Below are 11,705 nucleotides of genomic sequence, written 5' to 3'. Positions count from 1 at the left end.
TACCTTACACATTTTTCAATCATTAATCATATTAGCTAAATTATTTGGTTTATAAGTAAGTAATAAAGCTAAAATATACACATTTATTTACAAAAGGATTATTCATATGTCGTTAGATGCTAAAGCAAGTGCTAAGAAGTTTAGAGATTTTATCGAAGCAGCTGGTGTAGTATGGGCTGATTTACGTTTTACAGATATTTTAGGTAAAGAACAACACGTTTCTATCCCAGCAAGTTTAGTAGACGAAGACTTTTTCCTCCACGGTAAAGTAATTGATGGTTCTTCAATCAAAGGTTGGAAATCAATTGATAACTCAGATATGGTACTTTTACCAGTAGAGCAAGAGCCTTTATTAGATTTAGCCGGCGACACAGGTTCACCAACAATTATTATCCGTACACAAGTATATGAAACTTCAGGTCAAGGTTATGACCGTTGTCCTCGTACTATTGCTGTACGTGCTGAAGAATACTTACGCAAAGAAGGTTTTGCAGATCAAGTATTTGTTGGTCCAGAACTAGAGTTTTTCTTATTCGATTCTGTACGCTTTGAAAACAGTATGCGTACTTCATTCTACGAAGTTGAAGATGTAGAATGTATTTGGAACTCAAACAAAAAAGAAGTTGGTGGTACCGCTAACTATGCTCACCGTCCAGGTGTTAAAGGTGGTTACTTCCCAGTAGCACCAATTGACCATTCTCAAGCTATTCGTTCTTTAATGTGTGAAGTGTTAGCGCAAATGGGCTTAGAAGTTGAAGCTCATCACCACGAAGTAGCTATGGCACAAAATGAAATTGCTACACGTTACAACACTTTAGTAGCAAAAGCTGACGAAGTTCAAGTTTACAAATATGTAGTACACAACGTTGCTCATGCAAACGGTAAAACAGCTACATTTATGCCAAAACCTTTATATGGTGACAATGGTTCAGGTATGCACGTTCACTTCTCATTAACTAAAGACGGAGAAAACCTCTTTGTTGGTGATGAATATGCAGGCTTATCAGAAACAGCTTTATACTTCATTGGTGGGGTATTAAAACACGCACGTGCTTTAAATGCGTTTACTAACCCTTCAACTAACTCTTACAAACGTTTAGTACCTGGTTTTGAAGCTCCAGTTATGTTAGCTTACTCAGCGTCTAACCGTTCGGCATCTGTACGTATTCCAGCTGTAGCTACACCTAAAGCAAAACGTATCGAAGTACGTTTCCCAGATTGTACAGCTAACCCATATTTAGCATTCTCAGCGCTATTAATGGCTGGTTTAGATGGTATTAAAAACAAAATTCACCCAGGTGCAGCTTCAGATCGTAACCTTTACGATTTAGAAGGTGAAGAGTTATTAAACTTCCCACAAGTAGCTTTCTCTTTAGAAGAAGCATTAAAAGCTTTAGCTGAAGATCACGCATTCTTACTTGAAGGTGGGGTATTTACAAAAGAATTTATTGATACATTCATTGCCTTAAAAGCTCGTGATGTACAAAAATTACGTATGTTACCACACCCAATTGAATTTGAATTATACTATTCATGCTAAGAAAAAATCCCCGAGTGTTTATCACTCGGGGCTCTTTTTTTAGCTAAAAGTTGTAATAAAGTCGTTAAGTAATTAACTAGCTGTTAAAGCTAGTTGCTCACTGTTGAAGCAAGTAGCTTACTGTTTAAGTAAGTAAATTACTATCTAAGCAAGTAATTTGCCCTAGGTAAATCTAGCTCTTTAGTTTTTCTCTGCTAGAGCTTTAACAAAAAGCGGATGTTTAGTGCTATATTCTTGAGCATTAAGTTTATCTCGTCCTTTTGTTGCCATAGCATTACGTAGTAAGACTTTAAGCGATTTTAAAGGATACATACGCGTATTTAATAGAATCGGATTAAATGTCCAAGGCTTACAAGAGTTAAAGTAAAAACTATATTTTTCTAAAGAAAAATCAGCAAAAGTATTGCTATCTTGATAGTCATTTAACACAGGTAAGTAGTCGTAAACTTTAAATAGAGTCGCAAAATAATGCTCATAATAGCTTACAGGTTGAGCCAGAATTTGTTCGAGGTTTTGTGTAAACAGATTATAGGCATCAACAAATTCTTGGGCATGGCTATTCCATTGTTTACGTGATCCGGCAAAATGTAAAAAAGTTGGAGTTACTTTCTTAAATACATCCACTTGCGCAAAAGGATAGTCGGCAGGAAATTGATTTTCTTGCTCGGCTTGATGACGTACTTTTTTACGATTAACTTGGGTTACTTGATGCCAACGATCGCGCATAAAGAAGTAACGACAAAGAATTAAGTGATAAGCTAAATAATTGTATTTTGAGCTTAACTCTACCTTGTCATTAAAGTGAAGAACATTAAGTAAATCCTGATCAGGGAAGGCATCATAGTCTTTTAACTCGGCAATATGGTTTAGCCACAGGTTTGAGGCATTGAGTTTGTCCATATCAATGAGTAAAAATCCTGAGTTAAAGTAAGGATTTTCACTATCAAAAGGGGTTACTCTTGCTCGTCCTGAAAGTTTTGTTTTAAAAGCTTTACCATTGGTTAGTAGACTTTTTGCCATAAGGTAGTAGTCAGTAACTACACCTAGAGTTTTACCTTGTAGATCTACTTTCTCGTCATCAAAGAGCTCAGCAAAAGGAGCTGTACAAAGAATATCTGCATCTAGGTAGAGCAGACGTCCTGTTAGTTTTAGTTCGGTAGCATATAAACGTAGACTCATAGCATTAGCACGGTCTTTATTAGCATAGTCTACTTGTTCATATTTAAAGCGTTGTTCTGGAGTTACATAATGAAAATGTAACTTGCAGTTCGGGTAATTATCGAACTCGGTAAATAATGATTTATACTCAGAATTAGCAAAATCAAAAGAAGTAATAATATAGATATCTAAAAGGTCACGATTAAACGCAATTAGATTTTTTATAAAATTAGGTAAACGCTGAATAAAACCAGCATCGGTAGTTAAAAGAACTTGTTGTTTATACTTTGTCATGACTTAATTGAATAAATAGCAGTGCGTTCTCTATATTATATTATAACGCCTATATACAAGGGAAAAAAATAGCCTTGTTTACTTTTAAACAAGAGCAAAGATAACCTTTACATATACAAAAAAATAGAGATACCCCAGAACAAAAAGTTATTTTGGCTAGGTTAATTAGGTTATTTGGTTAATTAGGTTAATTATTTAAATTATTACAGGTAAAAAAAAATTAATAAGCATATCCTTGGGCAAATTCCTTGTCAATAAAGAGCAAAATCTCGAGCAAAAAGGTGCAATTTTAGAGAAAAACGAGGCAAAAACTTGATTTCCTCGCTAAAAAAGTTGTCTTGTTTTTCAAATAATTAGAGAAATATTTTTCTTTGCCTTTGCTTGTTTTTCTTGCAAAACGTGCAATTTATTCTTTGCTATAAGTTCTATTTTTCCGCAGTTTAAGGTAGTTTTAAGGTGAAGAAAATAAAAAAGTTGCTAAAGTTTTTGCATTTTTTTAGAAAAACGTGCAAAAATATTAACGATTTACAAGGAGAAAAAATTAGAGTAAGATATTTACATGTAAAGAAAAAAAAAGATAATGCTTTACAAAAAAAGAATTACGATAGATTAAACCAATTAGAAAAGGGTAAAAGTTTTTAGCTACTCCATAATTAAGGAAAGTTACAATGTTTAAATTCACTAAAAAATTAGCAGCCTTTGCTGTAGCAGCAAGTGCAGTAGTATTCTCAGGTTATGCTCATGCTGATAATAAAACTTATGTTGTAGGTACCGAAGCAGGTTATGCTCCATATGAGTACTTAAACGACAAAGGACAAATTGTTGGCTTTGATATAGATTTAATTAACTATATCTGTGAACAAGCTGGGATTAAATGTGAAGTTAAAAACCAAAACTTCGATGCCCTAGTACCTAACTTAATGTATCGTAAAATTGATATAGCTATAGCTGCTATGAACATTACTGAAGAGCGTGCTAAACAAGTTGCTTTTTCAAATGAATACTTACCAGCTGCTCCTTACCGCTACTTAGTATTAAAAAACAGCAACTATAATGACGTAAGTGAATTAAAAGCTGTTGGCTATCAAAATGGTACTCTTGCAGGTAAATACTTACAAGAAAAAAGTAAAGGTGTTCGTGCTGTAGGTTACGATAACTATGATACTGCTTTACTTGATTTAAGAGCAGGACGTGTTAACGCTTTATTAGCAGATGGGCAAGTAGTAGAAAAATTTGCGGAAAATAACCCAGATAGCTACACTTTATTACCGCAATTAGTTAATGATCCTATTTTAGGTCAAGGTTTAGCTATTGCTGTAAATAGAAACAATACTGAATTACTTAATAAACTTAACGCTGCTTTAGCTAAAGCCCAAGAATCAGGTTTTATTGAGCAATTAAAAACTAAATACGGTGTTAGTCACGCAGAATAATCTCCCAACACCTCTCTATCCAAAGTAAATATGGGTGTACTTTCCTAGGCTTGCACGCAAGTCTAGGAAGTTTTTGGGGAAAAAGAACCAAGCGAGAAATTCTCGTTTGGTTCTTTTTTTGTTTTGCTTAATTTACAAAAAAATAGCAATAATGTGCATAAATTTCAGTTAATTAGCTAATTTTAGTCAAATTAAAACCCTTTGTTTTTCAATAAGATAAGAAAAAAGTTTATTAGGGTAAAACTTGCAAAAGTTACAAGTTAATAAGATTTTATCTTGCTCTTACGCCCTAAATTTGGGCAATTATAAAAAACGAGCAATAAAAACGTGCAAGATATCTAGTAAATTTTGCACGTTTTCTCAAAAACGTGCAAGTTTACAGAAACTTACTTTTGTAGTAAGATAAAAGTATAGGGATCCTTGTTTCCCTTACATGTTAAAGTTAATAAGGAGATAAAATATGTTCACTACTTTTGTTGAAGCTATGACAAAGTTTGGGAAAAATATTTTAGGTGCCTTTGGTGCTTGCAATATGCCATTTGACGTTCATGCTGCGGCAACCCCTTCAACTTTTAAATGTCATCAGGCTTTTGATCAAAGCCAATTAGATAAAATCTACGATACTATTGAAGAATAGTCTAGAATAATAAACGCAAAAGAACTCGGTTCCCCACCGAGTTCTTTTTGTTTATGCTTGATATTTTGCTTTTACCGGTTGTTGGGCTTGCTCTACACGAGCATAACAAGGGCATTGCGGGTGATGGGGATTTATCTTTCCTACTGCTTCTAAATAAGCTTGAGCGGTAGTAGGTCCAACAAATTTAAAGCCCCACTTTTTCAGTTGCTTGCTCAGAGTTTGAGCATCTAGGTCATGGCTCCAGAGCCAATGACTAAAATCTATGCCTTGTTGCTCGAGACGTAAAAAAGCTTGAGCGTTACTACGCATAGCAATAATTTTGCCTGTATGACGAATTATTTCAGGGTTGTCTTTTAACTCTTCAATATAAGCGTCAGACATTTGCGCAAGAGCTTGCGGATCCCAAGCTAAAAAAGCTTGGGCTAAGGCTTGCTCTTTTTTTAGTACCACTGCCCAGCTTAAGCCAGCTTGTTGGCATTCGAGCATAAGTAAAGCAAAAAGTTCTTGCTTGTCGGTAATGGGCATAGCCCAGCGTTGATCATGGTAGGAAGTTTCTAAAGGATTTTTCTCCACTTCACACCAGGTAGTAAAATTTTGTGCCATATATAAGAAAAAGAGAAAGCACGTGCCTTCTCTTTTTTTGCTTTAATTAGTTAAATACTGTACGAAGTTCGTCGCGGAGATTTTTTGCTACCACTTCGATATCATCGTTACCATTAATTTTTAAGAAACGAACTTTACCTTCTTTAGCTAATTCACGGTAGTAGCTAATTAAAGGTGCAGTTTGAGTATGATAAACTTCAAGACGCTTTTCTACCACTTCTGGAGTATCGTCTGGACGAGTTACTAGAGGTTCACCTGTAACATCATCTAGACCTTCTACTTTAGGTGGATTAAATTTAACGTGGTAAACACGACCTGAAGCAGGGTGGCTACGGCGACCTGTAATACGTTCAACGATTACATCATCTGGTACATCAAACTCAATTACTAAATCTAAACCTAGGTTAGCTGCTTCTAAAGCCTGAGCTTGAGCAAGGTTACGTGGGAAACCATCAAGTAAATAGCCTTCAGCACATTCTGGTTTTGCAGCTTTTTCTTTAACTAGGCGAGTAACTATATCATCAGAAACTAATTGCCCTGATTTTAAGATATCAGCTAGTTGATTACCTAATTCTGAACCAGATTTAACTTCAGCACGTAATAAATCACCCGTTGAAATTTGTGGGATGTTAAATAAGTGCATAATAGTTTGGGCTTGAGTCCCTTTACCTGCTCCTGGAGCACCTAATAATAAAATACGTTTCATGTTACTTTTCTCTTGTCTTATAGAGTTTCACTACCAATCATTTCTTTTAATTGATCAGCTTGGAACTCTTGGATAATCGGAGTAATTAATTGATCTAGGTTACCGTCCATAATATCGTCTAAACGATATAAAGTGAGGTTAATCCGGTGATCAGTTACCCTTGATTGTGGGTAGTTGTAAGTACGGATCTTATCAGAACGGTCGCCCGAACCTAAAAGGTTACGACGAGTTTCTGATACCTCGGCATTACGTTGATCAATAATTCCTTGTTGAATGCGCGAAGCTAACACAGATAGAGCTTTGGCTTTATTTTTGTGTTGCGAACGTTCATCCTGACACTCAACCACAATTCCTGTTGGAATATGGGTAATACGTACTGCAGAGTCAGTTTTGTTAATGTGCTGACCACCTGCCCCTGAAGCACGGAAAGTATCAATACGTAAATCAGCTGGGTTAATATCAGGCATTTCTGCTTCTGGTAACTCAACTAATACGGCAACTGTACATGCTGAAGTATGGATACGACCTTGAGATTCTGTTTTTGGTACACGTTGTACACGGTGACCGCCTGACTCGAATTTAAGGTTAGAGTAAACCATATCCCCAGAAATGTGCATTACGATTTCTTTGTAACCACCTTGATCAGATTCTGAAGAAGAGATTACTTCATAACGCCAACCCTTGCGTTCACAAAAACGTGAATACATACGGAAAAGATCACCACAGAAAATAGCAGCTTCATCACCACCTGTACCTGCACGGATTTCCAAGAAGACATTGTATTCATCGTTAGGGTCTTTAGGAATTAAGTGAACTTGTAAAGCATCTTCCATTTTTACAAGTTCTTCTTCTTTTTGTTCAATTTCCATTTGTGCTAATTCAGCCATATCTGGATCTTCAAGAAGTTCTTTAGCTCCAGCTATGTCATCTTTTAGCTGTTGCCAGTGGGTAAAATCTTTTACCACTGGTTCTAAATTAGAGTACTCTTTTGAATACGCACGGAATTTCTCTTGATCGCTAATTACTTCAGCGTCACCTAAAAGTTGTTGTAATTCTTCGTAGCGTTCAACTAGTACTTGTAGTTTTTCGACTAAACTTTGTTTCATAGTTGCATAAAAAGATTCTGGACGTAAGCCTCAGTAAAGCTTAACGATCAGAGATAAGTTAAACATATAACACCAAGTACCATATTATAGCACAAAGCAAGGTTTTTTTACTCTACTTTAAAATCTTTAGTATCAACTCTGAGAGGATTAAAAGTTTGTGCCGTTGGCATTACTTCTAAACTATTTACATTTACATGGGCTGGTAAATGAATTAAGTAAGAAACTATGTCGGCTATGTCTTCTGGAGTTACATAGTCAATGTTGGCATATACTTGAGCTGCCTTGTCAAGATCGCCACGGAAACGAACTTGAGAAAACTCAGTATCACCGCACAGACCTGGCTCGAGGTTAGTTACGCGCACGCCTGTACCTGCAAGATCAGCACGGAGATTTAGACTAAATTGACGGACAAAGGCTTTAGTTGCCCCATAAATATTGCCACCTGGATATGGGTAGGTGCCTGCAATAGAGCCCAGATTAATAATGTAGCCGCGATGATTTTTTACCATAGTTGGTAAAACTAAATTAGTTAAAGAAACCAAGCCTACCACATTAGTATCTATCATAGTTTGCCAGTCAGCAAAATCTGCCTTATAAGCTGGATCCAAGCCCTTAGCTAGACCAGCATTGTTTACTAAAACATCGATATTGTTACGTAATTCAGGACTTAAACTTGCCAAAGCTTGCTCTGTAGCCTGGCGGTCTTGTAAATCAAAAACTAGAGGGGTAAAGCTTTGCGGATAAGCTTGACTGAGCTCTTGCAGTTTTTCTAATCTGCGTCCAGTACCTATAACTTGATGTCCTTGAGCGAGCAGACGTAAAGCAATTGCCTTACCAAAACCTGCTGTTGCCCCTGTAACTAGAATTACCATAGTTAATTACTCCTTTAAGAGGGTTTATCTCTATCTATTGTAGCAGAAAAAAGGGGTTAAGGGACAATCCCTTAACCCGAAAAAAGTAAACTTTTTAATCTAAGTATTTACTGCCAAAGCTAGCTAAGAATTTACGGTAAGATTCTTGATCTGGAGCTTGAGGCGAACCTGGAGCTGTTTGCCAGTATTGAGCTTTAATCTTTTGCGCTTGCTCGAGGTCTTGAGCTGTATCTACACCCACAAAACCACGTCCTTGAATCATCATTAAAGCAATTTTATAGCCATGCTCTAAAACTTTTAATTGTTCAAGGGATTCAGCAGTTGCTAATGGTGTCATAGCTAAAGCTTTATACTCACGTACAAATTTAGCACGGTAAACATATACCCCAGCGTGTTTAATATATTTAATTTGTTCTTGGGCTACCGAACGTGGATAAGGAATTGGGTTACGCGAGAAGTAGAGAGCTAAACCATATTTATCCGTAACTACTTTAACGGCGTTAGGGGAAGTTACATCTTCAGGATGAGCTAATTGCCCAATAGTTGCCATTTTAATGCTCGGATTTTTTGTTTCAGCTTCAACAAAGTGAGCCACTAAATCATTTAAAATCTCTGGATTGAAAAATGGTTCATCCCCTTGCACATTAACAATAATTTCATCATCGCTAAGCTCAAGTTTATCTATAGCCTGAGCAATACGCTCGGTACCATTTTCTAAGCTCGAATCGGTTAAAACTACTTGGACACGATCGCCTAATTGATGTTGTGCCGTAAACTCATTTACTGCCTGCTCAATTAAATCTGAGTCAGTAGCAACTATTACATCTAAGCCAGTTTGTAATGCCGAGTAAACTACGGTATTGATTAGATTCCACTCATCAATTTTAGCTAGAGGTTTATTTGGTAAACGCGTTGAAGCTAAACGAGATGGAATAACTATGCGATAGTGATGTTGACTAGATTTTAAACGAAAAATACCATTTTCCACAAGATACACATGACTTTGATCAGCTGTGGCTACATGATGTTCATCTAAACGGTATAAAGGTTGTTTAGTAATCGGACATACTAAGCCTTCAAGAGGTTTTCTATTCATTAGTTGTCTACTCCGCTAGTATAAATGCTAATTAGGCGATTTTTGAGGCTTTCGAGCCATCTAGTGTGTTCAGCAAAATAACCTTCGCGCTCAATAAAGAAAGTTAGAGGCGGAAGATCAAGATATTGCAGTTTTATTGCATCCTTTTCGGTTACCATTAAAGGTATTTCACTTAGTTCAGGATGTTCGTTAAGGAGCTTGTCTATATCTTCTTGCTTAAATTCATAGTGATCAGGGAAGGCAAAAAGGTGTTCAACCGTAAAGCCCATATCGGTTAAGGTTTTTCTAAACCCTTCTGGGTAACCTATAGCACATAGAGCTGCTACTTTAGGGAACACTGCTTGCATACATTCAACCAACACATGTTCGGTAGAAATGAGCGAACGCGATTTAGCTAAAAGATATTTATAGGAAAGAACGCCAGGATCAAGTTGCTTATCGATAAACTCGAGAAACTCTTCTGAATTAGCAAAATGATTGGGTTGATCTGAAGTTAAGCTTTGTTGAACTTTTTCTAAAACCTTAGCTTGTTTTACGGTTACGCTAGTTGTTTCAGGATTAGTTTTAGCTTGTTTTACCAGATTTTTTAGTTGTTCTTTTACTTCTTGTTGTTTTGGTACCGAGGTAAAGAGCTCTTGGGCATCTCCAACAAAGTTGTCCATAATTGGATCATGAGTTGGATTAGGTACACTTTGGCTTGCCAGTTGGTCAATTTTTGCAACTAGAGCGCTCGTGTCTACTGCTTGTTCTTCTGAGGTTGCTTGTCCAGCCTCAGTTGTCGTTGCTTGGCTTGCCTCCACTGAGGTTGCTTGATGAGTTTGTGCACCATTTGCTTGGCTAGCTTGTTCAGCCTCTTTAACTTCATCTTCTTGCGCTTGAGCAAATTCATCCTTGTTATCGAGGTCTTGCGTCGCTTCTAGCTCTTGAGCATAGTTAACAAAAGGAGCGGGTTGATTATGCACCTCAACTCCGACCATTTTATTTAACTCATGCGCCAGTTTATGGCGTGCCTCAGTAAAAAAGTTTCCTTCTTTTTCCTCATCACTGGCTTTATCTGCCATTTTGTGAGCGATTTTATTAAGTTGCTCTTTAGATAAGAGGTGCACATGCTCTTCGATTTTAGAGAGTAAAAGTGGATCATCGGGATCTAGCTCAGCATCAGCGACTTTATTAATGCTTTTTGCTGTTTCGGCAGTAGTTTGTGCTGTAACTTGATTATAGCTATTAGGATTTATTTTCTCTTCACTTACTTTGCCTTCATTAGGAGCATAAGTAGGAGCTGAGTCCTTTTGTAAAGAATCAAAAGCTAGCACTTGATCCGGACGATTAAACTGAGCTGCTAAATAATCTTGGCGACTTTGATAAGTACAACCTTCATAACGGGTAGCTAGAGTACTAATGAACGCTGGATGACGTTTTAAATACTCTTGCCAAATAATTAGGTTTTGCGGTGACTTTTGTTGTAAAAAGTCATTCCAGTAAGAAAGGATTTGTTCAAGATTAAAAGCAGGCGAACGCGAAGTACTTATATCTTTTACGGCAAGAAAGCCCAGATAACGATAACTCATGGTATAGCTGCCAAATTTAGGATCACTGGAGTTATTTATCACAAAGTCTACTTTGCGTAAGCGTTTTACCTCTTCTCTTAATGGACCAGCAGGAATAAAGAGTTTATTCCCTAAGCCAAGCGGACCAATTACGGCAATTTCTAAATGACGCGGTAAACAATAGTGTTGTAAACCATCATCGGAAATAATAAAGTTACAGCCGAGTTCTTGAGCTTTTAAGGCCGCTTGAATACGTTGGCGTGCTACCACAAACTCAATATTATCTAGACCTTGACGTTGGCAATAGGCATATTGCATAGCTACTTCATCGCCTACGAGCCCAGGCTCATCGCTCGCTTGCACATGATGTACCCCTTTATAGTTACCGCCGTAACCTCGGCTAATAACCCCCACTTTAAATCCCATTACATGTAAATAACGAAAAAGAAAGCGTACCATTGGTGTTTTACCTGTACCACCAACGGTTAGATTACCTACAACTATCACAGGAATATTTAGCTTATGTGCCAAAGAATTGGGTTTGCTAAGCGAAGCTAAGTCCTTTTGATATTTGCGGTAAACAATTTTTTTATAAAGTAAACTTAGAGGCCAAAGAAGTGCTGCCAGAAAGCTGACTTTAGGTTTATACCAAAATTTCATAGAGGTTAAAATGATATAATAAAGATAAAAAGAAATTCTCTATATATTATACA

General features: G+C 36.8%; 10 protein-coding genes. 3 read left to right on the top strand and 7 right to left on the bottom strand.

What is annotated here, in order from left to right; translation table 11 throughout:
* Window positions 1-106: 106 nt before the first annotated feature.
* Window positions 107-1,540 carry a type I glutamate--ammonia ligase gene (glnA, locus tag CJP74_RS01585; RefSeq protein ID WP_119496528.1) on the top strand — a complete coding sequence of 478 codons (1,434 nt, stop codon included), beginning with the start codon at window positions 107-109 and terminating at the stop codon, window positions 1,538-1,540.
* A 180-nt stretch (window positions 1,541-1,720) separates the two neighbouring features.
* On the opposite strand, the gene CJP74_RS01580 is transcribed toward glnA, so the two are convergent.
* Entirely contained in the window at window positions 1,721-2,992 is a 1,272-nt protein-coding gene (locus tag CJP74_RS01580) for a glycosyltransferase family 8 protein (protein WP_119496527.1), read from the bottom strand.
* 668 nt (window positions 2,993-3,660) lie between these two features.
* On the opposite strand from CJP74_RS01580, the gene CJP74_RS01570 reads away from it, so the two are divergent.
* Entirely contained in the window at window positions 3,661-4,425 is a 765-nt protein-coding gene (locus CJP74_RS01570) for a transporter substrate-binding domain-containing protein (RefSeq protein ID WP_119496525.1), read from the top strand.
* Window positions 4,426-4,885: 460 nt separating this feature from the next.
* On the top strand, window positions 4,886-5,062 hold the full coding sequence (locus CJP74_RS08060) for a hypothetical protein (RefSeq protein WP_222986831.1): 177 nt from the start codon (window positions 4,886-4,888) through the stop codon (window positions 5,060-5,062).
* Window positions 5,063-5,113: 51 nt separating this feature from the next.
* Here CJP74_RS08060 and CJP74_RS01565 read toward each other — a convergent pair whose 3' ends face one another.
* The 6 genes from CJP74_RS01565 to lpxK all read right to left on the bottom strand — a co-directional run bounded on the left by CJP74_RS01565 (window position 5,114) and on the right by lpxK (window position 11,652).
* Window positions 5,114-5,665 (bottom strand): DNA-3-methyladenine glycosylase I, encoded by a 552-nt coding sequence (locus tag CJP74_RS01565; protein WP_119496524.1) that lies wholly within the window; start codon window positions 5,663-5,665, stop codon window positions 5,114-5,116.
* A gap of 46 nt (window positions 5,666-5,711) precedes the next feature.
* Window positions 5,712-6,371, bottom strand: coding sequence for an adenylate kinase (gene adk, locus CJP74_RS01560; RefSeq protein ID WP_119496523.1), 660 nt, complete (start codon window positions 6,369-6,371; stop codon window positions 5,712-5,714).
* A 17-nt stretch (window positions 6,372-6,388) separates the two neighbouring features.
* Window positions 6,389-7,477 (bottom strand): peptide chain release factor 1, encoded by a 1,089-nt coding sequence (prfA, locus tag CJP74_RS01555; protein WP_119496522.1) that lies wholly within the window; start codon window positions 7,475-7,477, stop codon window positions 6,389-6,391.
* A gap of 107 nt (window positions 7,478-7,584) precedes the next feature.
* On the bottom strand, window positions 7,585-8,349 hold the full coding sequence (locus tag CJP74_RS01550) for an SDR family NAD(P)-dependent oxidoreductase (RefSeq protein WP_119496521.1): 765 nt from the start codon (window positions 8,347-8,349) through the stop codon (window positions 7,585-7,587).
* A gap of 94 nt (window positions 8,350-8,443) precedes the next feature.
* Window positions 8,444-9,445, bottom strand: coding sequence for a 3-deoxy-manno-octulosonate cytidylyltransferase (kdsB, locus tag CJP74_RS01545; RefSeq protein WP_119496520.1), 1,002 nt, complete (start codon window positions 9,443-9,445; stop codon window positions 8,444-8,446).
* Window positions 9,445-11,652 (bottom strand): tetraacyldisaccharide 4'-kinase, encoded by a 2,208-nt coding sequence (lpxK, locus tag CJP74_RS01540; protein ID WP_119496519.1) that lies wholly within the window; start codon window positions 11,650-11,652, stop codon window positions 9,445-9,447. Before lpxK ends, kdsB begins: the two co-directional genes overlap by 1 nt.
* Window positions 11,653-11,705 lie beyond the last annotated feature (53 nt).

The sequence above is a fragment of the Psittacicella melopsittaci genome (genome assembly GCF_003585925.1).
Classification (GTDB): Bacteria; Pseudomonadota; Gammaproteobacteria; order Enterobacterales; family Psittacicellaceae; genus Psittacicella; species Psittacicella melopsittaci.
The sequence above is the reverse complement of the archived record's forward strand: the minus strand, read 5'-3'. Positions and strand labels throughout refer to the sequence as shown.

Excerpts from the sequence above, each read along its gene's own strand:
- CJP74_RS01580 (WP_119496527.1), bottom strand. The coding sequence starts at position 2,992 with ATGACAAAGTATAAACAACAAGTTCTTTTAACTACCGATGCTGGTTTT.
- glnA (WP_119496528.1), top strand. The coding sequence starts at position 107 with ATGTCGTTAGATGCTAAAGCAAGTGCTAAGAAGTTTAGAGATTTTATC.
- lpxK (WP_119496519.1), bottom strand. The coding sequence starts at position 11,652 with ATGAAATTTTGGTATAAACCTAAAGTCAGCTTTCTGGCAGCACTTCTT.
- CJP74_RS01565 (WP_119496524.1), bottom strand. The coding sequence starts at position 5,665 with ATGGCACAAAATTTTACTACCTGGTGTGAAGTGGAGAAAAATCCTTTA.
- CJP74_RS01550 (WP_119496521.1), bottom strand. The coding sequence starts at position 8,349 with ATGGTAATTCTAGTTACAGGGGCAACAGCAGGTTTTGGTAAGGCAATT.
- kdsB (WP_119496520.1), bottom strand. The coding sequence starts at position 9,445 with ATGAATAGAAAACCTCTTGAAGGCTTAGTATGTCCGATTACTAAACAA.
- prfA (WP_119496522.1), bottom strand. The coding sequence starts at position 7,477 with ATGAAACAAAGTTTAGTCGAAAAACTACAAGTACTAGTTGAACGCTAC.
- adk (WP_119496523.1), bottom strand. The coding sequence starts at position 6,371 with ATGAAACGTATTTTATTATTAGGTGCTCCAGGAGCAGGTAAAGGGACT.
- CJP74_RS01570 (WP_119496525.1), top strand. The coding sequence starts at position 3,661 with ATGTTTAAATTCACTAAAAAATTAGCAGCCTTTGCTGTAGCAGCAAGT.
- CJP74_RS08060 (WP_222986831.1), top strand. The coding sequence starts at position 4,886 with ATGTTCACTACTTTTGTTGAAGCTATGACAAAGTTTGGGAAAAATATT.